Origin of the sequence: Pseudomonas jinjuensis, assembly GCF_900103845.1 — a bacterium.
In the GTDB taxonomy this organism is placed as follows: Bacteria; Pseudomonadota; Gammaproteobacteria; order Pseudomonadales; family Pseudomonadaceae; genus Pseudomonas; species Pseudomonas jinjuensis.
Genome location: NZ_FNIJ01000019.1, coordinates 60,707 through 83,636, shown reverse-complemented (window position 1 = coordinate 83,636; position 22,930 = coordinate 60,707). Strand labels below are relative to the sequence as shown.

At 65.6% G+C, this 22,930-nt stretch carries 23 protein-coding genes; 15 read left to right on the top strand and 8 right to left on the bottom strand.

The annotated features are described in order from the left end of the window. Positions 1-51 precede the first annotated feature (51 nt). Both BLR75_RS22765 and BLR75_RS22760 read right to left on the bottom strand, forming a co-directional pair. The gene (locus tag BLR75_RS22765) at positions 52-963 is read right to left on the bottom strand and encodes a putative 2-dehydropantoate 2-reductase (RefSeq protein ID WP_084309449.1); all 912 of its coding nucleotides are present in this window, start codon (positions 961-963) and stop codon (positions 52-54) included. A 38-nt stretch (positions 964-1,001) separates the two neighbouring features. Next, on the bottom strand, positions 1,002-1,967 hold the full coding sequence (locus tag BLR75_RS22760; protein ID WP_084309450.1) for a response regulator: 966 nt from the start codon (positions 1,965-1,967) through the stop codon (positions 1,002-1,004). 138 nt (positions 1,968-2,105) lie between these two features. Between BLR75_RS22760 and BLR75_RS22755 the strand changes: the two genes are divergently transcribed. After that, positions 2,106-2,585, top strand: a complete 480-nt coding sequence (locus BLR75_RS22755) for a YajQ family cyclic di-GMP-binding protein (RefSeq protein WP_084309451.1) — start codon at positions 2,106-2,108, stop codon at positions 2,583-2,585. A gap of 111 nt (positions 2,586-2,696) precedes the next feature. Further along, positions 2,697-3,542, top strand: a complete 846-nt coding sequence (locus BLR75_RS22750) for a mechanosensitive ion channel family protein (RefSeq protein WP_084309452.1) — start codon at positions 2,697-2,699, stop codon at positions 3,540-3,542. 65 nt (positions 3,543-3,607) lie between these two features. Here BLR75_RS22750 and BLR75_RS22745 read toward each other — a convergent pair whose 3' ends face one another. The 3 genes from BLR75_RS22745 to BLR75_RS22735 form a co-directional block, all read right to left on the bottom strand. After that, positions 3,608-4,414 carry a helix-turn-helix transcriptional regulator gene (locus BLR75_RS22745; protein ID WP_084309453.1) on the bottom strand — a complete coding sequence of 269 codons (807 nt, stop codon included), beginning with the start codon at positions 4,412-4,414 and terminating at the stop codon, positions 3,608-3,610. A gap of 123 nt (positions 4,415-4,537) precedes the next feature. Continuing rightward, the gene (eutH, locus tag BLR75_RS22740; protein WP_084309454.1) at positions 4,538-5,770 is read right to left on the bottom strand and encodes an ethanolamine utilization protein EutH; all 1,233 of its coding nucleotides are present in this window, start codon (positions 5,768-5,770) and stop codon (positions 4,538-4,540) included. A gap of 99 nt (positions 5,771-5,869) precedes the next feature. Further along, a complete protein-coding gene (locus tag BLR75_RS22735) occupies positions 5,870-6,634 on the bottom strand; it encodes an SDR family NAD(P)-dependent oxidoreductase (RefSeq protein WP_084309455.1) in 765 nt (254 codons plus the stop codon). 474 nt (positions 6,635-7,108) lie between these two features. On the opposite strand from BLR75_RS22735, the gene gabP reads away from it, so the two are divergent. Together gabP and BLR75_RS22725 are read left to right on the top strand one after the other, a co-directional pair. Next, positions 7,109-8,518, top strand: a complete 1,410-nt coding sequence (gene gabP / locus BLR75_RS22730; protein ID WP_084309456.1) for a GABA permease — start codon at positions 7,109-7,111, stop codon at positions 8,516-8,518. A gap of 193 nt (positions 8,519-8,711) precedes the next feature. Beyond that, positions 8,712-9,740 carry a GlxA family transcriptional regulator gene (locus BLR75_RS22725; protein WP_084309457.1) on the top strand — a complete coding sequence of 343 codons (1,029 nt, stop codon included), beginning with the start codon at positions 8,712-8,714 and terminating at the stop codon, positions 9,738-9,740. Positions 9,741-9,805: 65 nt separating this feature from the next. On the opposite strand, the gene BLR75_RS22720 is transcribed toward BLR75_RS22725, so the two are convergent. Both BLR75_RS22720 and BLR75_RS22715 read right to left on the bottom strand, forming a co-directional pair. Further along, a complete protein-coding gene (locus BLR75_RS22720) occupies positions 9,806-11,605 on the bottom strand; it encodes an AmpG family muropeptide MFS transporter (RefSeq protein ID WP_084309458.1) in 1,800 nt (599 codons plus the stop codon). A gap of 36 nt (positions 11,606-11,641) precedes the next feature. Continuing rightward, complete coding sequence (locus BLR75_RS22715; RefSeq protein ID WP_084309459.1) at positions 11,642-12,013, bottom strand: MGMT family protein; 372 nt, start codon at positions 12,011-12,013, stop codon at positions 11,642-11,644. 216 nt (positions 12,014-12,229) lie between these two features. Between BLR75_RS22715 and BLR75_RS22710 the strand changes: the two genes are divergently transcribed. After that, positions 12,230-13,237, top strand: coding sequence for a DUF481 domain-containing protein (locus tag BLR75_RS22710; RefSeq protein WP_090416146.1), 1,008 nt, complete (start codon positions 12,230-12,232; stop codon positions 13,235-13,237). 52 nt (positions 13,238-13,289) lie between these two features. On the opposite strand, the gene BLR75_RS22705 is transcribed toward BLR75_RS22710, so the two are convergent. Next, the gene (locus BLR75_RS22705) at positions 13,290-14,048 is read right to left on the bottom strand and encodes an SDR family oxidoreductase (RefSeq protein ID WP_084309461.1); all 759 of its coding nucleotides are present in this window, start codon (positions 14,046-14,048) and stop codon (positions 13,290-13,292) included. A gap of 111 nt (positions 14,049-14,159) precedes the next feature. Between BLR75_RS22705 and BLR75_RS22700 the strand changes: the two genes are divergently transcribed. The 10 genes from BLR75_RS22700 to pncB all read left to right on the top strand — a co-directional run bounded on the left by BLR75_RS22700 (position 14,160) and on the right by pncB (position 22,864). Continuing rightward, entirely contained in the window at positions 14,160-14,897 is a 738-nt protein-coding gene (locus BLR75_RS22700) for a HugZ family pyridoxamine 5'-phosphate oxidase (RefSeq protein ID WP_084309462.1), read from the top strand. A gap of 62 nt (positions 14,898-14,959) precedes the next feature. Next, positions 14,960-15,430 carry an FxsA family protein gene (locus BLR75_RS22695; protein WP_084309463.1) on the top strand — a complete coding sequence of 157 codons (471 nt, stop codon included), beginning with the start codon at positions 14,960-14,962 and terminating at the stop codon, positions 15,428-15,430. Positions 15,431-15,623: 193 nt separating this feature from the next. Further along, a complete protein-coding gene (locus BLR75_RS22690; RefSeq protein WP_084309464.1) occupies positions 15,624-15,917 on the top strand; it encodes a co-chaperone GroES in 294 nt (97 codons plus the stop codon). Positions 15,918-15,964: 47 nt separating this feature from the next. Next, positions 15,965-17,605, top strand: a complete 1,641-nt coding sequence (gene groL / locus BLR75_RS22685; RefSeq protein ID WP_084309465.1) for a chaperonin GroEL — start codon at positions 15,965-15,967, stop codon at positions 17,603-17,605. 199 nt (positions 17,606-17,804) lie between these two features. Then, positions 17,805-18,488 carry a response regulator transcription factor gene (locus BLR75_RS22680; RefSeq protein ID WP_084309466.1) on the top strand — a complete coding sequence of 228 codons (684 nt, stop codon included), beginning with the start codon at positions 17,805-17,807 and terminating at the stop codon, positions 18,486-18,488. After that, positions 18,478-19,752 (top strand): sensor histidine kinase, encoded by a 1,275-nt coding sequence (locus tag BLR75_RS22675; RefSeq protein WP_084309467.1) that lies wholly within the window; start codon positions 18,478-18,480, stop codon positions 19,750-19,752. Before BLR75_RS22680 ends, BLR75_RS22675 begins: the two co-directional genes overlap by 11 nt. Before the next feature lie 82 nt (positions 19,753-19,834). Further along, entirely contained in the window at positions 19,835-20,506 is a 672-nt protein-coding gene (locus tag BLR75_RS22670) for a class I SAM-dependent methyltransferase (protein WP_084309468.1), read from the top strand. Positions 20,507-20,509: 3 nt separating this feature from the next. Beyond that, positions 20,510-21,214, top strand: a complete 705-nt coding sequence (locus tag BLR75_RS22665) for a lipopolysaccharide kinase InaA family protein (protein ID WP_084309469.1) — start codon at positions 20,510-20,512, stop codon at positions 21,212-21,214. Continuing rightward, positions 21,211-21,438, top strand: a complete 228-nt coding sequence (locus tag BLR75_RS22660; protein ID WP_084309470.1) for a hypothetical protein — start codon at positions 21,211-21,213, stop codon at positions 21,436-21,438. The genes BLR75_RS22665 and BLR75_RS22660 overlap by 4 nt, the downstream gene beginning before the upstream one ends. 229 nt (positions 21,439-21,667) lie before the next feature. Then, complete coding sequence (pncB, locus tag BLR75_RS22655; RefSeq protein ID WP_084309471.1) at positions 21,668-22,864, top strand: nicotinate phosphoribosyltransferase; 1,197 nt, start codon at positions 21,668-21,670, stop codon at positions 22,862-22,864. The last annotated feature ends 66 nt before the right edge of the window (positions 22,865-22,930 follow it).

Sequence of the window (22,930 nt, the reverse complement as noted above, 5' to 3'; positions counted from 1 at the left end):
GGAGGACATAGGCGCGATCGTCAGCGGAAAGGCGGGCAGGTTAGCCCGCCCTCAGGCGTCGGGCAATCCGCGTTGCCGCAGGTATTCGCGCAGGCGCCCGTGCAGGGCGTGCAGCCGTCCCAGCGGCAGGCCGAGACGCTCGCCTTCGCGGCAGGCGTGGCCGAGGAGATAGGCGATTTCCGTGCGGCGTTCCTGGGCCACGTCCTGGTACATCGAGGAGAAGTTCGCCGCCGTCGCCGCGATGACCCGCTCGACTTCGCCGTGCAGCTGTTCGGCGGCCTGTGGATAACCGCAGGCGTGCAGCAGCTTGCCCAGTTCGTCGCAGAGTGCCGAGACTTCCTCGGCATGTCCGGCCAGCTCGCCGTTGCGGCACTGGTGGAGCACGGTGAGCGGGTTGATGGCGCAGTTCATCGCCAGCTTGCGCCACAGCCGTTCGAGGATGTCGGTGCTCCATTCCACCGGAATCCCGGCGGCGTGCAATTCTTCCAGCCAGGCCGGGGCCGGTCCCTGGCGCTCGTCGCCGAGCCAGGTCTGCCCCTTGCCGGCGAACACCACGCGGAAATCGCCGTCGCGGAATGCGCCTTCGGTGCTCGATGCGTACAGGCAGCGCGCCCGCGGCAGGTGCCGGGCGACCGCCTGCTGGCTGCCGAGGCCGTTCTGCAGCAGGACCAGCTCCGCGCCGGGCTGCAGGCGCGCGGCGACGCTGGCGGCGGCGGTTTCGGCGTCGTAGGCCTTGCTGGCCAGCAGCAGGCGGCGGATCGGGCCGGACTGGTCGGCGGTTTCCGCGGGGATCGGATAGAGGCTTTCGCGGCCGTCTTCGACCAGCGTGATGCCGCCGCGGGCGCGGTAGGCGTCGAGGCGCTGGCGGTCGCGCAGCAGCAGGCGCACGGGCTGGCCGGCGCGGGCGAGACGCGCGGCCCACAGGCTGCCGAGGCTGCCGGCGCCGAGGATGTACCAGGTCATGGGATGGGGTTTCGCAGGCTGACTTCGATAGGCGAAGTCTAGCGCAGGCCGGTCAGCCGGCTGGCATTGATTCGCCCGCTGGCGTAGGCCTCGGGCAGCAGCGAGTGGCCGTGTTCCAGTACCTCCTCGAAGAGCACCGGCAGGGCCTTGGTATCCAGGCCGACCAGACCGATCCCGGCCTTCAGGCTGATGAAGCCGGCGCTGGTCCTGAAGGCCTTCAGGTTGAGGCCGTCGTGCAGGCGGCGGAAGCTGCTCGGCGAGCACTCCTGGAGGTCGGGGAGCATGGCGATGAGCGCGAAATGCTGGTCGTCGATGCGCGCCAGCACGTCGAGCGGCCGCACCAGTTGCTGCAGGCGGCGGCCGATGCCGTGCAGCAGCTCGTGGGCGGCCATGTCGCCATGCCGGGCGCAGAGCTCGGGAAGCTCGGGGATGCCGATCAGCAGGTAGCACAGCGCACCACCGCGGGATTCCAGCTGGCGGATGCTGTCCGCCAGTTTCAGCCGCAGGTAGCGCAGGTTGCCGAGCCCGGTGGGGGTATCCACCAGGTTGCGTTCCTCCAGCCGGACGATGTTCTCGGTGAGCAGGCGGTTTTCCACCAGCAGGCGCTGCAGCGTGTTGCACAGGCGGTCGGCGGCCAGCACGCGGGGCAGCAGCTGCTCGTGCATCGAGGACTTGCTGACGAAGTCGTCGACGCCGCGGTCGAAGGCCTCGGCCAGCACCTTGTCGCCCTCCTTGCCGGTGAGCAGGATGATGTAGGTGTAGTGGTCGCCGTTCTCGTCGAGCTGGCGGACCCGGGAAGTGAGCTCCAGGCCGTCCATCTCCGGCATCAGCCAGTCGGCGAGGAGGATGCTGGTGGGCTGGCTTTCGAGCATTTCCAGCGCCTGGCTGGCGCTGCTGGCGAAGCTCACGTTGCGGTAGCCGGCCTGGGTGAGTGTGCGGCCGATCATGGCGCTGGAGAATTTCGCGTCGTCGACCACCAGGATGCTGAGGTTGTTGGTTGGCATGGAGTGCTCGCAGGCAGGTGGTGCGCGGGGGCCGGGCGACGGCGTGTCGGTCAGTTATAATGAGCGCTCATTTTTACCGTCAAGCCAGGCGCGTTCCCTCTGTGAACCCGATCGCGCCATCCATCTGGAGAGATCACGATGCCTTCGTTCGACGTGGTGTCCGAACTGGACAAGCACGAACTGACCAATGCGCTGGACAACGCCACCAAGGAGCTCGACCGCCGTTTCGACCTCAAGGGCAAGTGCAGCTTCGAGCCCAAGGACAAGTCGGTCACTCTCACCGCCGAAGCCGACTTCATGCTGGAGCAGATGCTCGACATCCTGCGCGGCAACCTGATCAAGCGGAAGATCGACAGCCAGTGCATGGAAATCAAGGATGCCTACCCGTCGGGCAAGGTGGTCAAGCAGGAGGTGAACTTCCGCGAGGGCATCGACAAGGAGCTGGCGAAGAAGATCGTCGGCCTGATCAAGGACCGCAAGATGAAGGTCCAGGCCGCCATCCAGGGCGAGCAGGTGCGGGTCACCGGCAAGAAGCGCGACGACCTGCAGGAGGCGATCGCCCTGCTGCGTGGCGAATCGCTGGGCATGCCCCTGCAGTTCACCAACTTCCGCGACTGAGCGGGGGAACCTCCGCAGCCACCCGGCGTCGCATGTAGGCCGAGTGGGCACTTTGCCGCCATGGCCCTGGCCATGGCGGTTGCGTTTCAGGTTGAAGAGAAAGGAGTTTCCATGGATATGAACTACGACCAACTGGTCAAGGCGACCGAGACCTGGCTGCCGGTGGTACTGGCGTACAGCGGGCAGATTCTCCTCGCGCTGGTGACCCTGGTGGTCGGCTGGTGGCTGGTCAACACTCTCACCCACCGGATCGGCGGGCTGCTCGCCAGCCAGCATGTCGACCGCACGCTGCAGGGCTTCGTCGGCAGCCTGGTGAACATCATTCTGAAGGTCCTGCTGGTCGTCAGCGTCGCCTCGATGATCGGCATCCAGACCACCAGCTTCGTCGCCGCCATCGGCGCCGCCGGCCTGGCCATCGGCCTGGCCCTGCAGGGCAGCCTGTCGAACTTCGCCGGCGGTGTGCTGATCCTGCTGTTCCGCCCGTTCAAGGTGGGCGACTGGATCGAGGCGCAGGGCGTGGCCGGCACCGTGGACAGCATCATGATCTTCCACACCGTGCTGCGCACCGGCGACAACCGCACGGTGATCGTGCCCAACGGCGTGCTGTCCAACGGCATCATCATAAACACCTCGCGCCAGGAAACGCGCAAGGTGATCTTCGATCTCAAGCTGGCCTATGACGCCGACCTGGAGCATGCCCGCTCGATCCTCGAGGAGCTGGCCAGGGACCCGCGAGTCCTGCGCGACCCCGCACCGGAGGTGGTGATCGCCGGGCTCAGCGAGAACTCGGCGACGCTCTCGCTGCGCCTGTGGACCGCCAATGCCGACTACTGGGCGGTCACCTTCATGCTCAACGACCAGGTGCGCCAGCGCCTGCTGTCCAGCGGCATCGACATGGCCGTGCCCAGCCGCATGGTGCGGGTGGTGCGCAGCGGCGAGGAAGCCTTCGTCGAGTAAGCACCCTGCGGAACGAACAAAGCCGGCTCGATGCCGGCTTTTTCACGACTGCGCCTTCGAGATCCCTATCGGGCGGATTTGGCGATATAGCCGATGAACAGCCGGAACAGGTCCGAATTGCTGGATATCTCCAGCCGCTGGTAGATGTTGTGCTTGTGGACCTTGACGGTGCCTTCGGAAATGCCCAGCAGGCGGGCGATGGAGGCATTGCTGTGGCCCTGCAGGATGAGCTTGGCGATGTAGCGCTGGGCGTCGGTCAGCTGGCCCTGGAGAAAATTCACGAATGCGCTTTCGAGCTTGCTTTCCGGGCTGGCCAGGGTGGCATCGGGGCCTTTCAGGAATACGCGCCAGTGCAGTTCCAGGGCCGAGCTGACGATCGGCGCCAGGGCTTCGAGCCGCCGGACTTCGGCGGCCTCGAAGGGGCCCTGGTTCTCGGCCTTCATCAGCGACAGGACGATGGCGGTCTGCGGCTGCAGGGGAACGATGTAGCCGATTTCCTCGACGAGGGTGCCGTGGCTGGAGGATACGCAGGGGTGGATGTCCCGCGAGATGGCGAAACCCGAGGAGAAGAAGCTGTCCGGCGCCAGCTCGCTCATGCGCCATACCCCGGCCGGATGCTGGTTCATGCTCGCCACGTAGAACGGATCGAGCAGGTAGCCGCCGCGGGAGTAGCCTTCCAGCGTCGCCGGCGATACCAGGCCGTTGTAGCCGTCGTGGAGCAGCTCGGCATTGCGGTCGAAGCGGAAGAGATAGGCGCAGCTCATGTCGAAGCCGATGTCCCGGCTCAGCAGCGAGCAGAGACTGTGCCCCAGCTTTTCGGTGCCGACGGCGGCGATGATGTCCGCCATGTCCTTCGCGTCTTGGCTGTTCATGAATGGCTGCATGGTCTGTCGTGAATTCGCGGGGTCGCCAGGCGAGTCAGTCCGGAAGATACGGCATCGCGAAGCGACCGGCGCATGCATTGGACAAAGGGCGCCCGGAAGGCGCCCCCGGAGTCAGGACAGTCCCGGCGAGGTGCGCAACGCGCCGCCCGCGGCTTCCTCGCTGCCCAGTTGCTCGGCCTTGGGGACCGCCAGCCAGTACGCCAGTCCAATGCCGATCAGGCCGCCGCTGAGTTTGCCAATGATCAGCGGCAGGATCAGGGTCGGCTGGAAGTTGGCCGAATAGGCCATGTGGTCGCCGAAGGTGAAGGCCGCGCAGACCGAGAAGGCGATGACCAGGACCTTGTCCTTCGGCGGCATGTCGGCGACCAGGCGGAACATCGCGAGGATATTGGCCGAAGCCGCGAGGATTCCCGCAGCCCCCACCGGCGACAGGCCGAGGCGGGCGGCGACCCGCTCGATGGGGCGGGAGAGGAAGCGCTTGATCAGGTAGACCATCGGGAAGGCGCCGCACAGCATGATGCCCACGTAACCCGCGATCTCCAGCGCGCGGAACTGGTCCTCCTTGTCGGCGATGATGGGCGCGAAGCCCCAGCCGCCGAAGTTGCTGGTGAAGAACGCGGTGAAGTACTCGACGATGGACGCCACCAGGATGAGCGTGACCGCCATGTACATGAGGCTCCCCAGCTTGAGGAACAGCCTGACCATCAGGCCCGGGACGTAGCGCAGCGCCGCGGCCAGGGCGACGCAGAAGAGGATCAGCGGCAACAGGTTGCGCAGCAGCAGCGGCAGCGTGAAGTGCAGCGCCTGCGTGGCCTCGCCGGTGGTGGCGATGTCCGGACGCACGCCCAGGCCGAGTCCCTGCATGGTCATGGCGATGATGACGATGCTGATCGGAATGCTCAGCAGGCCGGCCATGATGCCCAGCGCCATGTACTTGTGGTCGGCCTTGTTCAGCATGGCCAGGCCCACCGGGATGACGAAGATGATGGTCGAGCCCGACTGGAATCCGGTGATCAGGCCGAGGATCCAGCCTTCGGGATCGTGGGCCAGGGCTTCCGCCAACTGGTAGCCGCCGAGGTCCGAGGCGATGAAGATCGGGCCGGCGATGCCGGGGTCCGCGCCCATCGCGGTGAACAGCGGGCCGATCCAGTGGCTGATGAAGCTGGAGATGAAGGGAATCGCCGCCATGATGCCGGCGACGGGAATGAATATCGGGCCGATGCTGTGGATGCCGGCGGTGAATTCCTTGCCCAGCTCCGACTCCGCATCGAGGATGGACGCGATGGCGCCGATCACGGCGCAGGCCATGATGAGGTAGATGACGTACGTGCCGATGTTTTCCATTAGCTGCCTCTGTCTCTTGTAGGTTTCTTGTCGCGTGGCAGAGCTGGGCGTGCGGGGGATCCTGTTATGGGTGTGCGGGCCTGGAGTCGGGCCCGGGGATCACGCCGCGGTGTAGGCGTTGTCGACGAACAGGTGCGTTCCGTTGACGAAGCTCGAGTCGTCGCTGGCGAGGAACAGCGCGGCTGCCGCCACCTCGGCGGGATCGCAGAGACGGCCCTGCATGGCGCGCAGCGCCTCGTCGGAAACCTCGGTGCCGAACTCGCGCAGCAGGTCCAGCTCGCGGCGGCCATGCGCCGTGCCGATGAAGCCCGGGCAGATGGCGTTGCTGCGGATGTTGCGGTCGCGGTACTCGACCGAGATGGCGCGGGCGAACATGTGGCAGGCGCCCTTGGTGGTGCAGTACAGGACCTCCATGGGCGTGCCGACCACGCCGGAGATCGACGAGGTGCAGATCACGCTGCCGCCGCCGGCTTCGATCATCTTCGGCAGCACCGCCCGGGTCACCAGGAACATGCTCTTGACGTTGATGTTCATCAGCCGGTCCCAGTCGCTCTCGCTGGTCTCCAGGAACGGCCCGACATGAATGGTGCCGGCGTGGTTCATCAGCACGGTGATCGCACCGAAGCGCTCCTCCACCTGGGCGACCGCGCTGTTGACCTGGTCGGCGACGGAAACGTCGGTGGCAACGAAGCACGCCGTACCGCCCGCCGCGTTGATTCGCTCGGCGATCGCTTTGCCGTCGCTGCGCGGAAGATCGAGGATGGCGACCCTGGCGCCCTCCCGCGCGAAGAGTTCGGAAGCGGCCAGACCGCAGCCACCCGCACCGCCGGTAATCAGCGCCACTTTGCCGTTCAATCGTCCCATGGAATGTCTCCTGTCAGCTGGGGAGTCGGTTGGTTTCCACGGTAGGGACGGGCCTGGACGGTGTCCATATACTGGTCGATATACGCTTTTCTATCTTATTGTTTTCAAAGGAATAATTGTCCGATCAGACGGTCGGGACGGTTCTGCGGCAGCGGCCGTCCGCGTCTTCCCGCAGCGGCACATGGCCGTGGCTGATCGCTTTCACCGGTGGAAAGGGGCCTGGTCATCGCCGCCCTTGCCATTTTTCGCCCCGATCCTGCCGCCTGCGAGTAAGACGATGTCGCTTTTGGTCAACTTTGCGGCGATCGAGGCCAATCGATCGTCGGAGGGCGTGGACTATTTTGGCGTCGCGTCACGCCTGCCAAGGCCGCGTTTCGCCGTCGGGTGGCCGACGGCGACAGGACGCGTCCGGGCCGTGCAGCGGCCCGATGGCAGCGATGCACCTCCGAATAATAAGTCCAAGAGAAGGTAAGAATGACCATCACCAGAGCGGAAAGCGGCAGCAGTGAACTGGCGCAGGGCTTCAAGCCTCGCCATATAACCATGCTCTCGATCGCCGGCATCATTGGCGCGGGATTGTTCGTCGGCTCGGGACACGCCATCGCGGCCGCCGGCCCGGCGGCGATCGTGGCCTATGCGCTGGCCGGGGCCCTGGTGGTCCTGGTCATGCGCATGCTCGGGGAAATGGCCGTTGCCAGTCCCGATACCGGCTCCTTCTCCACCTATGCGGACCACGCGATCGGCCGCTGGGCGGGCTTCACCATCGGCTGGCTGTACTGGTGGTTCTGGGTCCTGGTCATCCCCATCGAAGCGATAGCCGCGGGCGTGGTGCTGAACAACTGGTTCCCGCAGGTGGAGGCGTGGTTCTTCGCGCTGGCGATGACGGTACTGCTGACCGGCACCAACCTCTTCAGCGTGGCCAAGTACGGCGAGTTCGAATTCTGGTTCGCGATGCTCAAGATCATCGCCATCGTGGCGTTCATCGCGCTGGGCGCCGTAGCGTTGGCCGGCCTTCTGCCCGAACGCGAGGTGAGCGGCCTGCAGCGGTTGCTGGAGACCAGCGGCGGCTTCATGCCCAATGGCTGGACGGCGATCTTCGGCGCCCTGCTGACCACCATGTTCAGCTACATGGGCACCGAAGCGGTGACCATCGCCGCTTCCGAGTCGAGCAACCCCGCCAAGAACATCGCCAAGGCGACCCGCTCGGTGATCTGGCGGATCAGCGTGTTCTACCTGCTCTCGATCTTCATGATCATTTCCATCGTGCCGTGGAACGATCCGCTGCTGCCCGTCCAGGGCTCCTACCAGCGCGCCCTGGAAATCATGCACATCCCCCACGCCAAGTTCCTGGTCGACCTGGTGGTGCTGGTCGCGGTGGCGAGCTGCCTGAACTCCTCGATCTACATTTCCTCGCGCATGATCTATTCGCTGAGCAAGCGCTCCGATGCGCCGGCCTTCATCCAGCGGACCTCCGGGGCGGGCGTGCCCCGGGCGGCGGTCATCGCCAGCACGGTCATCGGCATGCTGGCGACGGTGGTAAATTACTTCGCCCCCTCCCATGTGTTCGCATTCCTCCTGGCCAGCTCCGGCTCCATCGCCCTGCTGGTCTATCTGGTGATCGCCTTCTCCCAGCTGCGCATGCGGTCCCAATTGGAGAAGCAGAGCGTCCGGATCGATTTCAGGATGTGGCTGTTCCCCTGGCTGACCTGGGCGGTCATCGTCTTCATCGTCTTCGCCCTGGGGGTCATGTTCGTCATGCCGCAGCATCGCATCGAAGTGACGGCGACCCTGGTGCTGGCCGGCGGGATATTGCTCATCGGCGTCTTCAACCATCGGCAGAAAGCCCAGCCCGGCCGGCTCGGCGCCGTCGGCAAGGCGGTGTGACCCGGCGCTGCGGGAACACCGGGGAAGCGCGAGGGCAGCCCTGAGCGGTTGCCGTCGGGTGGTGATTGAACATGGCGAACGCGCCCTGCCTTGCGGCAGGGCGCGTTCGTCTCGTGCGATCGAAGGGGGGCCAGGTTCGATGATTGCGAGTGGTTGAGTTTCGTGGATACGTTGGAATGAGAAGAGGCAGAGATTGGTAGAAAGGCGGCAGTTCAGCGACATCCTGCAAAGACGCAACCTTCGGTTCGTCGGAGAACAGGACAGTGAGTCGCCACGGCATGTTCGAGTGGGCTTCGTCCTGCTCGAATATTTTTCGCTACCCGCGTTCACCCAGGCGCTCGACACGCTGGTCACCGCCAACCTGATCCGGGAAAACGCCTTCACCACCACGACCTTCAGTCTGGATGGGCAGCCCATCGCCAGCGATCTCGGCCTGGCCATATGCCCTGAAGCGGCACTGGATATCGAGCGGTTGCAGGGCCTCGACCTGCTCGTGGTCTGCGGCGGCCTGAGGACGCCGCTGCGCCCGCTGCCGCAGCTGGCGCAGGTGCTGCGGCTGGCCCAGGAGAAGGGCATCACCCTGGGCGGGCTGTGGAATGGCGCATGGTTCCTCGGCGAGGCGGGCCTGCTCGATGGCCACAAGTGCGCGGTGCATCCGGAGAACCGCGCCGCTCTCGCCGAGATCGCCAAAAACGCCCAGGTGACCTGCGAGAGCTACGTGATCGATCGCAACCGCCTGACCGCCGCCAGCCCCACTGGCGCGTTCAACATGGTGCTGGAGTGGATCGACAGGCTCCACGGACGGGGCCTGGTCGATGCGATCGCCGACATCCTGGCTTTCGAGGAGTCACGCTTCCGCCGGGCGCAACCGTCCTTCCACGAGAAGATGAGCGAGCCGCTGCGCGAAGTCATCACGCTGATGAACGCCAATATCGAGGAACCCCTGAGCCAGGACCAGCTCGCCCATTACGTCGGCCGTTCCAAGCGGCAGATCGAGCGGCTGTTCAGGCAGCAGCTCGGCACCACGCCCGTACGCTTCTACCTGGAGCTGCGCATCACCGAATGCCGACGCCTGCTGCAGCATTCGGACCTGCCCATCTTCGACGTCGGGCTTGCCTGCGGCTTCGTCTCGCCCAGCCATTTCAGCAAGTGCTATGCCGCCTTCTATGGCTATTCACCATCCAGGGAGCGGCGCTTCGGGCATGTGAAATCGATGAAGTAGAGGCAGAGCGCCGGGGAACCGGCGAGGGTGCGAAGATGGAAAAGCCGGCGCGACGCCGGCCTTTCTCATTTGGACTGCTGTTCGCTCGGCGCCACGCCGGGCTTCTCGGCGCTCACGGGGGCGGGTTCCGGCTTGCGCTGCCCCCACAGCCAGAGGATCAGCAGCAGGGTGGGGATGCCGAGTATGGCGGTGAGCAGGAAGAAGCGCTCGTAGCCCATGGACTCCACCATGGTCCCGGAATAGCCGCCGACGAAGCGCGGCAGCAGGAGCATGGTCGAGCTGAGCATGGCGTACTGGGTGGCGGAGAACTTCAGGTTGGTCAGGCTCGACAGGTAGGCGACGAAGGCGGACGCCGCCAGGCCGCCGCTGAAGTTGTCGAGCATGATGGTCAGCACGAACATGCTGACGTGCGGCTCCAGCTGGCGCAGCAGGGTGAAGACATCCTGGCTCAGCACCTGCGGATCGGTGATCGAACCCATCTGCGCGAGCATGGCGAACAGCAGGTTGGTGCCGGCCGAGGCGGCGCCGCCGAGGAACAGGATCGGCAGGATGCTGAAGCGGGCGATGAGCAGGCCGCCGGCGGCCGCGCCGAGCAGCGTCATGATCACGCCGAAGATCTTGCTAACGCTGGCGATCACGTCCTTGGAGAAGCCCATGTCGATGTAGAACACGCCGGCCATCACGCCCATCACCGTGTCCGACAGGCGATAGGTGGAGATCAGCCCGAGCAGCAGCAGCGCCTGCCAGCGGTAGCGGCGGACGAATTCGGTGATCGGCGTCAGCACAGGCGCCATCAGCAGGCGGCCCGGGGCGGAGATGCAGCTCAGGGCGATCAGCAGGTACATGGCGCCCAGCCACATTTTCTGCGCGCCGAAGGCCCGGGTCATGGCTGTGGTGGTCACCAGCAGGACGATCAGGATGATCACCGACACCGCCTGGTGGACGAAGTCGAACTGCGGCAGGCCCCTGCCATGCGCGGCGAGCAGGAGCGGGCGGCGCACCCTGGACATCAGCTCGCGCACCGGGCGGATCTGCCGGCGGCCGTGGGGCGTCATGCACAGGCCGATGAAGATGGCGTAGAGCGCCGCGCGCGGCCAGGCGGAATCCATCAGCGCGGTGATCATCGCCGGCACGGAGATCAGCAGCACCAGCAGCTGCAGCACCGACAGCAACTGGTGGTTGAAGGCGAAGGCCGAGCTGCCCGGCTGCGGCTGCACGTTCACCGCCGGCTCGCGGATCGCCAGGCTGGTGATCAGCCCCGGCAGCACCAGCAGGGCGAACAGCGCGTAGGTCAGGCCCCAGGCGGTCTGGCTGTAGTGCAGGTTGCTGGAGCCCAGCCAGTCGGCCATGAACAGCGCGCCGGCGCTGGCCAGCAGCAGGGAGATGCGGTAGCCGGTCATGTAGCAGGCGGCGAGGACCGCCTGGCGCTTGTCCTCGGCGATCTCCAGGCGATAGGCGTCAATGGCGATGTCCTGGGTCGCCGAGGCGAAGGCCACCAGCAGGGCCAGGCCGATCAGCACCGGCAGGTGCATCTGCGGGTTGCACAGCGCCATGCCGAGCAGGCCGAGGCCGATCAGGATCTGCGAGAACACCAGCCAGGAACGCCGGCGGCCGAGCCGGCCGATGCCGGGCAGGCGCCACTGGTCGAGCATCGGCGACCACACCCACTTGAAGGCGTACACCAGGCCCAGCCAGCTGGCGAAGCCGATGGTTTCGCGGGCTACTCCTGCTTCGCGCAGCCAGACCGAGAGGGTGTTGAACACCAGCATGGTCGGCAGGCCGGCGGCGAAGCCCAACAGGAGCAGGGCCAGACTGGCGGGAGACTTGAAGGCAACCAGTGCCTCTCGCCAGGATTGCTGTTTCATGCAGTCGTTTCCAGCAAGAAAAAATTACCGCGCACTCTACTCGGACTGCTCGTCCCGAAGCCAGCCGTGTCGACGTACGTCTACCCGATCATTATGGATTCTGACGCCCTCCGCGCGCAGCCTGGCGCGCTGTTCGACGCCCGAGGGGCTGCCGGCCGGCAGGCTGATGCGGCCGCCAGCGGCGATCACCCGGTGCCAGGGCAGGCGCGTGCCTTCCGGCAACTGCCCGAGGATGCGCCCGACCAGCCGCGCCGCCCGCCCGAGGCCGGCGAGGCGGGCCACTTCGCCGTAGCTGAGCACGCGGCCTTCGGGAATCCCGGCCAGCACCAGGAACACCGCCTCGCGCCGCGCCTGGGCGGTTTCCAGGGCGGAGCTGTCGCTGGCGGGCGCTTTTTCGCGGCGGGTCATGGCTCGTCTCCAGTGTCTTGCCTGCATTTTCCGGCCGCCGCGGCATTTCCGCCATCGCCTCCGGAATTGGACTGCCGGCGGAGCGGCGGATTCCACTCCGGACGGTCCCGTTCATCAGTGATGCTGAACTCCATGCAAGTACCCCGGTCAGTCCTTGCTCCAGCGCCTGGCTTCTGGATAATGCCCGGCCTTTCGTTCATCGGACCCAGTTGAATATTGCTCATGTTGTTGCGAAACCTGCTGTGCTTCGTCCTTGCCCTGTCCTCGCTGTCGGCCTTCGCCGACACCGTATGGCTGAAGAATGGTGACCGCCTCACCGGCAAGATCAAGCTGTACGACGGCGGCAAGCTGCTGCTGCAAACCGACTACGCCGGCGACATCCCGCTGAAGTGGGACAAGATCGCCACCCTGGAATCCGACCAGAATCTGCTGGTGAAGACCGACGACGCCACCGGCGAGCACTCCAAGGGGCTGAAGCCGGCGGAGCCTGGGCGCGTCAAGCTGGTCAACGGCGCCGACGAGACCGTCGAACTGGCGGCGATCCAGCAGATGATGCCGCCCAAGCCGATCCTCGAGGACTGGGTATGGAACGGCAACGTCGACTTCTCCCTCGACCACAAGCAGGCGGAGAACGACGTCGAGGACTACGATGTCGACTTCAAGACCAACGCGCGCCACGGCCGCTGGCGGCACAACCTGGCCGGCGAATACAACCGCGAGAAGAAGGACGACGTGGTCAGCACCGACAACTACTCGGCCGAATACGCCCTCGACCGCTTCCTCGACGAGCACTGGTTCTGGCAGGGCAGGGGGGAGTTCAAGCGCGACATGATCGAAGACCTGGAGAAGAAGCGCACTGTGGGTACCGGCCCGGGCTACCAGTTCTGGGATAACGAGCTGGGCGCCTTCTCCATCGCCACCCTGGTCAACCGCAACGATTACGACTTCCGTAACGGCGAGAAGGAGCACTTCTATTCCGGCAGCGTGAAGTGGGATTACAACCGCTACCTGCTGGCCAAGCAGTTCGAGCTGTTCACCAATGGCGAAGTGGGCAAGCCGCTGGATTCGGCCGTGGACTATGCCTTCGAAAGCGAGGCGGGTATTCGCTACAAGCTGACTTCCTGGGCGTCGCTCAGCCTGAAGGCGGAATGGGACAAGCTCAGCAGCAACGACGGCGACGTCAACGAGCGCCGCTACACCTTCGGCCTCGGCGTCGGCTGGTAGGAAATGAAAAGGGCGCCGCGATGGCGCCCTTTCTGCATTCCCGGCGAAAGCCCTACAGACGCAGGCCGCCGTCCAGCTCGACGACGCGACCGGTGAAATAGTCGTTCTCGAGGATGTAGGCCACGGTGTGGGCGATCTCGTCCGGACGGCCCAGGCGACGCAGCGGGATGCCGGCGGTCATCTTGTCCAGCGCTTCCGGTTTCATGCCTTCGAGGATCTCGGTGGCGATGAAGCCCGGGGCCACGCAGCCGACGCGGATGCCGTAGCGCGCCAGTTCCTTCGCCCAGACCACGGTGTCGGCGGCGACGCCGGCCTTGGCCGCGGAGTAGTTGGCCTGGCCCATGTTGCCGGCGCGGGAGATCGAGGAGATGTTGACGATCGCACCTTCGTTCTTCAGCTCGATCATCTTCGCCGCCACTTCGCGGGTGCAGAGGAACACGCCGGTCAGGTTGACGTCGATCACCGACTGCCACTGGGCCAGCGACATCTTGCTCAGCTCGCCGTCCTTGACCTTGAGGGTCAGGCCGTCGCGGATGATGCCGGCGTTGTTCACCAGGCCGTTGATCTGGCCGAAGTCGCTGGCGACCTGGGCCACCATGTGACTAACCTGCTCTTCGTTGGCCACGTTGCACAGGTAGGCGCGGGCGTCGCCACCGGCGGCCTTGCAGGCGGCCACGGCGGATTCCAGGCGTTCGGCGTTCAGATCGACCAGCGCGAGTTTCGCGCCCCTGGCGGCGAGGAACTCGCCCATGGCGCGGCCCAGGCCCTGGCCGCCGCCGGTAATGATGATGACCTTGTCTTTCAGTTGCATCTTGAAACCCCTACGAGCAGATTCTGGTGGAGCCCCGCTGGAAGCTGTAAGACTCTAGGTGGTCGTTTTCTTCCCGTCCGTTCGAGACGGTTCTTCGCGAGGAGTTACAACGTGAGTGTCAAAGCTGCCAAGCATGCCCGAGAAATGCTGCTCAAGGAATACCGCGCCGTACTCTCCACCCAGTCGCGGAAGTGGGCGGGCTACCCCTTCGGCTCGGTGGTTCCCTACTGCCTGGACGAGGCGGGGCGGCCGCTGATCCTGATCAGCCGGATCGCCCAGCACACCCAGAATCTCAAGGTCGATGCCAAGTGTTCGATGCTGGTCGGCGAGCGCAACGCCGACGACATCCAGGCCGCCGGCCGCCTGACCCTGCTCGCCGAGGCGCGGCAGATCACCGAGGCGGATGCCATCGAGACGGCCGCCCAGCGCTATTACCGCTATTTCCCCGATTCGCAGGACTACCATCGTGTGCACGACTTCGATTTCTGGGTGCTGGAGCCGGTGCAATGGCGCTTCATCGGCGGCTTCGGCGATATCCACTGGCTCGCCGCCGACAGCGTGCCGCTGGCCAATCCCTTCGTCGGCGAGGCGGAGCGGAGCATGGTCGAGCACATGAACAGCGACCATGCCAGTGCCATCGCCCACTATGTCGAACTGGCCGGCCTGCCGGACAACGCCCCGGCGGAACTGGCGGGAATCGATACGGAAGGTTTCCACCTGCGTATCGGCCAGGCCCTGCACTGGCTGCCGTTCCCCGCGCCGTGCGCCAATCCTGGCGCGGTTCGCCAGGCGCTGGTGCAGCTCGCCCACGCCGAGGCGTGGCCGGGCAGCGAAGTCATCCTGGCTTGAATATCGCGGGCGGCGGCTCCACCTAAGAATTTTCCGGGCAGCTGCCCGCCAAGGATCCTCACATGCGCGCTTCCCTGCTTCTGTTCCTGCTTTTCCCGCTGATCGAACTGGCCGTACTGATCAAGGTCGGCAGCGTCATCGGCGTCGGCTGGACCCTGTTCCTGATCATCGCCAGCGCCTTCGTTGGCGCGGCCCTGCTGCGCGTAGCCGGCGTGGCGACCGCCTGGCGCGCCCGCGAGCGCCTGGCCCGGGGCGAGCTGCCCGAGCAGGAAATGCTCGAAGGCCTGGTGATCGCCATCGGTGGCGGCCTGCTGATGCTGCCGGGCTTCATCAGCGACGTCATCGGCCTGTTCTGCCTGCTGCCGTTCACCCGCCGGATGCTGCTCGGCCGCGTGCGCCGCAGCATGCAGGAGCAGGCGGAGCGCCGCCGCGCCTTCGCCGACGACCCGCAGGCGCGCGATGCCTCCGGGCCGCAGCGGCCCAATGTGATCGAGGGCGAGTACCAGCGCCGCGACAACGACCGGCTGCGCTGAAAAATTTTTCCGGCCAGCCCTTGAAACGCTTCCGTGCGGCCTTATGTAGCAGTCACCGCAAGGTCCCCTGTCGAACGGACAGGCTATCTCATGCGATTCGCCCGTCGGGTCGCGAGCCGGCCACGCCGGCCTAAAAAAACTTGCCGGATACCGATCCGGCCGTTGGAAACCACTGTTTGGGAGAGTTACGACTATGAAGCTTCGTCCTCTGCATGATCGCGTCGTCATCCGTCGCAGCGAGGAAGAAACCAAGACCGCAGGCGGCATCGTGCTGCCGGGTTCCGCCGCGGAAAAACCGAACCGCGGTGAAGTGGTAGCCGTAGGCACCGGCCGCGTGCTGGACAGCGGTGAAGTGCGCGCTCTGGCAGTGAAAGTGGGTGACAAGGTGGTGTTCGGCCCGTACTCCGGCAGCAACACCATCAAGGTCGATGGCGAAGATCTGCTGGTGATGAGCGAGTCCGAGATCCTCGCCGTCCTGGAAGACTGATCCCTCCCGTCCCGTTTTCATCGCATTCGAATTAGAGGAAAGAGAACATGGCTGCCAAAGAAGTTAAGTTCGGTGATTCCGCTCGCAAGAAAATGCTGATCGGCGTGAACGTACTCGCCGATGCCGTCAAGGCCACCCTCGGCCCGAAAGGCCGCAACGTGGTGCTGGACAAGTCCTTCGGTGCTCCGACCATCACCAAGGACGGCGTTTCCGTCGCCAAGGAAATCGAGCTGAAGGACAAGTTCGAGAACATGGGCGCCCAACTGGTGAAGGACGTTGCCTCCAAGGCCAACGACGCTGCCGGTGACGGCACCACCACCGCTACCGTCCTGGCCCAGGCCATCGTCAACGAAGGCCTGAAGGCCGTTGCCGCCGGCATGAACCCGATGGACCTGAAGCGCGGCATCGACAAGGCCACCGTAGCCATCGTTGCCCAGCTCAAGGAGCAGGCCAAGCCGTGCACCGACACCCGGGCCATCGCCCAGGTCGGCACCATCTCCGCCAACTCCGACGAATCCATCGGTGAAATCATCGCCGAAGCCATGGACAAAGTGGGTAAAGAAGGCGTGATCACCGTCGAGGAAGGTTCGGGCCTGGAGAACGAGCTGTCCGTCGTGGAAGGCATGCAGTTCGATCGCGGCTACCTGTCCCCCTACTTCGTGAACAAGCCGGACACCATGGTTGCCGAGCTGGAAGGCCCGCTGCTGCTGCTGGTCGACAAGAAGATCTCCAACATCCGCGAAATGCTGCCGGTGCTGGAAGCTGTCGCCAAGGCCGGCCGTCCGCTGCTGATCGTCGCTGAAGACGTCGAAGGCGAAGCCCTGGCTACCCTGGTCGTCAACAACATGCGCGGTATCGTCAAGGTCGCTGCCGTCAAGGCTCCGGGCTTCGGCGACCGCCGCAAGGCCATGCTGCAGGACATCGCCATCCTGACCGGCGGCACCGTCATCTCCGAAGAAGTCGGCCTGAGCCTGGAAGGCGCCACCCTGGAGCACCTGGGTAACGCCAAGCGCGTCGTGCTGAGCAAGGAAAACACCACCATCATCGACGGCGCTGGCACCCAGGCCGACATCGAAGCCCGCGTCCTGCAGATTCGCAAGCAGGTCGAAGAGACTTCCTCGGACTACGACCGTGAGAAGCTGCAAGAGCGTCTGGCCAAGCTGGCCGGCGGTGTTGCCGTGATCAAGGTCGGCGCTGCCACCGAAGTCGAGATGAAAGAGAAGAAGGCCCGCGTCGAAGACGCCCTGCACGCTACCCGCGCTGCTGTGGAAGAAGGCGTGGTTCCTGGCGGTGGCGTAGCCCTGGTGCGCGCTCTGCTGGCCATCGAAGGCCTGAAGGGCGACAACGAAGACCAGAACGTCGGTATCGCTCTGCTGCGTCGCGCTGTCGAAGCTCCGCTGCGCCAGATCGTCGCCAACGCCGGTGACGAGCCGAGCGTGGTGGTCGACAAGGTCAAGCAGGGTTCGGGCAACTTCGGCTACAACGCCGCTACCGGTGTGTACGGCGACATGATCGAGATGGGTATCCTCGATCCGGCCAAGGTCACCCGTTCGGCCCTGCAGGCTGCTGCTTCCATCGGCGGCCTGATGGTCACCACCGAGGCCATGGTTGCCGAAGTGGTCGACGACAAGGCCGGTCCGGCCATGCCGGACATGGGCGGCATGGGTGGCATGGGCGGCATGATGTAATCGGCCCCCCGGCACCTGCTGTGGAAAGAGCCCCGCTTCGGCGGGGCTTTTTCATGGGTGCGGATTTTTCGGCATGCCTGGCGGACCGCCTCGGCGGCCGGGCCGCTGCCGCGCGGTGAATCGAGTGTGAAGAAAGCGTCAAGGATGTCGGCTTGCCGGCCGCGTGGCGCTACCCTAGGGAATCGCAGAGGAGATCCGCATGCGCATCCTGCTGGTTGAAGACAATCGCGACATCCTGGCCAACATGGCCGACTACCTCGGGCTCAAGGGCTACACCGTGGATTGCGCCCAGGACGGCCTGTCCGGCCTGCACCTGGCGGCGACCGAACATTACGACCTGATCGTGCTCGACGTCATGCTCCCGGCGCTGGACGGCTTCACCCTGTGCCGGCGCCTGCGCGAGGAGGCCCGCCGCGACACCCCGGTGATCATGCTCACCGCCCGCGACCAGCTGGACGACCGCCTGGAAGGCTTCCGCTCCGGCGCCGACGATTACCTGCTCAAGCCCTTCGCCCTGTCCGAACTGGCCGCGCGCATCGAGGCGGTGCTGCGGCGCACCCAGGGCGGCGGCAAGCGCGAACTGCAGGTGGCCGATCTCGGCTACAACCTCGACACCCTCGAAGTGACCCGCGCCGGCAAGCCGCTCAAGCTCAACCCCATCGCCCTCAAGCTGCTCGCCGTGCTGATGCAGAAGAGCCCGCACGTGGTGCGCCGCGACGTGCTCGAGGAAGCCGTGTGGGGCGACGACTGTCCGGACAGCGACAGCCTGCGCAGCCACGTCCACCAGCTGCGCCAGGTGATCGACAAGCCGTTCGACCGGCCGCTGCTGCACACCGTGCACGGCGTCGGCTACCGGCTGGCCGAGGACACCCATGGAATATAGGCAGAGCCTGTCGCGGCGGATCGTCATCGCCTTCATCCTGATGACCGCCGCGGTGGGCGGGCTGTTTTCCGTGGGCATCGTCGGCGTGGTGCACGTGGTCGAGGAACGCCTGATCTCCCGCGATCTCGGCGGCGAGCTGGTGCGCATCATCCGCGAGGACCTCGCCAGCGGCAGGGGCCCGCGGCTCGATCCGGGCATGCGTTTCTTCGTCAGCGACGGCTTCGGCATCTACGCCATGCCGCCGGCGCTGTCGCGGCTGGACGACGGCTTCCACGAGGTGTTCGACGGCGAGCTGTCGTTCCACGCGCTGGTGCGCACCGTTGGCGGCAGGCGCTATGTGCTGCTGCAGGACCAGAGCGATTTCGAGGCCCGCGAGCAGGTGCTCTATGCCGCGGTGGTCAGCGGCTACATCCTCAGCCTGACCCTGGCCGCGCTGCTCGGCTGGCTGCTGTCGCGCAAGGTGATGGAACCGGTGTCGCGCCTGGCGCGCCAGGTCCGCCATCGCGACCAGCTGCTGGAAGTGGCGCCGCCCCTGGCGCCGGACTACGCCAACGACGAGGTCGGCGAACTGGCGGCGGCGTTCGACTACGCCATGGGCCGCCTGCAGGACGTGCTGACGCGGGAGAAGCTCTTCACCAGCGACGTCAGCCATGAGCTGCGCACGCCGCTGATGGTGATCGCCAGCAGCTGCGAGCTGCTCGCCGAGGAGCCCACGCTGGGACCCCGGGCGCGCGCCCAGCTGGCGCGGATGACCGGCGCCTGCGAGGAAATGCGCGACCTGGTGCAGACCTTCCTGCTGCTGGCGCGGACCAACCGCGCCGAACTGGACATGGCGCCGCGCGCTGGGCTGCGGCAGGTCGCCGACGAGATGGTCGAGCAATGGCGCGGCCCCATCGAGGCCAAGGGCCTGGCCATGCTCTACACGCCCGAACAGGTGCCGGAGGGCGAGTTCAATGCGCCGTTCCTGCGTTCGGTGATGGGCAACCTGCTGCGCAACGCCATGCACTACACGGAGAGCGGCAGCATCCGCCTGCGGCTCTCCGGCAGCGGATTCGTCGTCGAGGACACCGGCCAGGGCATACCCGAGGACCAGCGCGAACTCGTCTTCCAGCCCTTCGTCCGCGGCCAGTCGCCCCGGGGCGAGGGTCTTGGCCTGGGGCTGTCGCTGGTGAAACGGATCTGCGCCTCGGAGGGCTGGACGGTGAACCTGCATCAGGTCGAGCCGCATGGCTGCCGGTTCGAAGTCAGGCTGTCGGCCATTTGACCTTTTCTTCACGACTCTCTGACAGGCAGATGACAAGGCGGGGTTTAGGTTCTGTGCAGAATCTGTACAGGAACCTCTCCACATGCCTCACAAATCCGTCGCCCTCGAATTCTCCCGGAAGTACGACCGCCAGCATTCCGAGGAGTATCTGCACAAGCACCAGGACGGCTTTTCCCGGAAACTTTCCCACTGGCGGGATGTCCAGATAGCCCGCAAGGCACTCAAGCTCGCCGGCCAGCCGAACCTGGTGCTGGACCTTCCCTGCGGGGCAGGGCGCTTCTGGCCGATGCTGGCGGAAATGGGGAACCGGGTGATCATCGGCGCGGACAATTCCGCCGACATGCTCGCGGTAGCCTGCGCCAGCCAGCCGTCGGAAGTGGTCAGCCGCGTGCGGCCGCTGCAGACGTCCGCCTTCGCCATCGAGCTGTCGGACAACGCCGTCGACAGCATCTTCTGCATGCGCCTGATGCACCACATCGGCCGTTCCGAAGACCGCATGAACATGCTTCGCGAGTTCCACCGGGTGACGCGGGACAGCGTGATCGTCTCGCTGTGGGTCGATGGCAACCTCAAGTCGTGGAAACGCAAGCGGCTGGAGGCGCGGCGCGAGGGGCGTCCGTACCAGAACCGTTTCGTGATCCCGGCCCGCACCGTCGAGGCCGAGTTCCGCCAGGCGGGGTTTGTAGTGCAGGACCGCATCGATTTCTGCCCGCTGATCCACATGTGGCGGGTGTACATACTGCGCAAGGAGTGATGGATGGCTGCTGATCTGGCGTTTCCGCAGCAGGTTGCCGGCGACGGCGTTCTCGAACGCTGGCTGCAGGTGCCTGGCAAATGGGTGGAGGAGCCGAACCGTCGGCGTGGTGGCGAAAGCGGGGTGCAGCGGGTGCTGGCCGACGACGGCCGCCTGCTCTACCGCAAGCAGCAGGTCGGCCACATCTGCCGCGACTGGCGGCATCCCTTCGGCTATCCGACGGCCATCCGCGAATACCACTCCCTGCAGGCCATCGGCGAACTGGGAATCAGGGTGCCGCGGGTGGTCTATGCCGGCTGCCGCAAGCTCGACGGCGAATGGCAGGCGCTGCTGGTGACCGAAGCGCTGGACGGCTATTCCAGCCTGGCGGAGTGCTACGCCCGCCGCGACCAGGATCGCTGGGGCGAGGCCATGCACCAGCGCATCCTCCAGCAGTTCGGCGGCATGATCGCCAGGCTGAACGCCGCGCGCTGGCAGCATGGCTGCCTGTATCCCAAGCACCTGTTCGTGCGGGTGGAAGGCGAGAAGATCGAGGTAGCCCTGATCGACCTGGAAAAGGCCCGCCGCCGCCTCAGCGTGAAACGCGCCGTTCGACGCGACCTCGAGCAGGTGCGCCGCCGTTCGTCGTGGACGGAAGCGCAATGGAAGGCCTTTGTCTATGGTTACCAGACGGCGTTTGGCAGCGCTATCAAAGGGTTGCATATATGAAACTAGAAATCACACGAGGTTTGCTCCTCGCCGGGGCGCTGGGCATCGCCAGCCTGGCCGCTGCCGCCTTGCAGGAACCCTCACTGTCGGTGATTCAGACCAGGGACGGAAAGGCCAGCCAGGCGGCCGGGCAGGAGCAGACCCGGCAGGAAGTCCGTCCCGATCGCAACCTGCTGCTGTTGATGTTCGGCCTGTCGCAGGGCGCCGGGGCGCAGTGGCGCTGAAGGATGGCTGCAATGGGAAAACCCCGCCTTGGCGGGGTTTTCTTTTTTCAGCCAACTTCGTCATCCACCATCGCGGGGCCGCCTGCGCGGCCGTGGTGGATCGATCGAGCTTGATCCACCCTACGCCTGCCCCGACCGTTCATCGTTCTCAGATTTCCGCGTCCAGACCTCCGCCCGAGCCGCTTATCCCTTAGACTGACCCCCGACCCAGCCCTGGAAATCCTCGAGCATGACCGACAGCGCATTCTCCCCGCGTATCGTGCAGAACCTGCTGGATACCGACTTCTACAAGCTGAGCATGATGCAGGCGGTCCTGCACAACTACCCCAACGCCGAAGTCGAATGGGAATTCCGCTGCCGCAACCGGGAAGACCTGCGCCCCTACCTGGCGCAGGTCCGCGAGCAGATCGAGGCGCTCGCCGGGCTGGCGTTCAGCGGCGAGGAACTGGAGTTCCTGCAGCGCATCCCGTTCTTCAAGCCCGACTTCATCCGCTTCCTCCGGCTGTTCCGCTTCAACCCCGACTACGTGCAGGTCGGCATCGACAAGGGCGAGTTCAGCCTGCGCCTGAAAGGCCCCTGGCTGCACGTGATCCTCTTCGAGGTGCCGCTGCTGGCGACCATCAGCGAACTGCGCAACCGTCAGCGTTATCCACAGGTCGGCCTCGACGCGGTGCACGGGCGCCTGCAGGAGAAGTTCGACTGGCTGCGCCGCGAGGCCAGCGCCGAGGAACTGGCCGGCTTCAGGATGGCCGACTTCGGCACCCGCCGGCGCTTCTCCTATCCGGTGCAGGAAGCCGTGGTGCGCGGCCTGAAGAGCGACTTCCCGGGCGTCTTCGTCGGCACCAGCAACGTCCACCTGGCGCGCATCCTCGACGTCAAGCCGCTCGGCACCATGGCCCACGAATGGCTGATGGCGCACCAGCAGCTCGGCCCGCGGCTGATCGACAGCCAGAGCGCCGCGCTGGACTGCTGGGTGCGCGAGTACCGCGGCCAGCTCGGCATCGCGCTGACCGACTGCATCACCATGGACGCCTTCCTCGCCGATTTCGACCTGTACTTCGCCAAGCTCTTCGACGGCCTGCGCCATGATTCCGGCGACCCGCTGGTCTGGGCGGAAAAGGCCATCGCCCATTACGAGAAGCTGGGCATCGACCCGCGCAGCAGGACCCTGGTGTTCTCCGACGGCCTCGACCTGCCGCGGGCGCTGGCCATCTACCGGGCGACCCGCGGGCGGATCGACGTCAGCTTCGGCATCGGCACCCACTTCACCTGCGACATCCCCGGCGTCGAGCCGATGAACATCGTGCTGAAGATGACCGCCTGCAACGGCCACCCGGTGGCGAAGATCTCCGACGCGCCGGGCAAGACCCAGTGCAACGACGAGAACTTCCTGCGCTACCTCAGGCACGTGTTCCGGGTGGGCTGAATCGCACCGCGCGGTTTGCGCAGCGGCGCGGCAGGTATCACTCTTGATGGATCGGCGGCTCGCCGC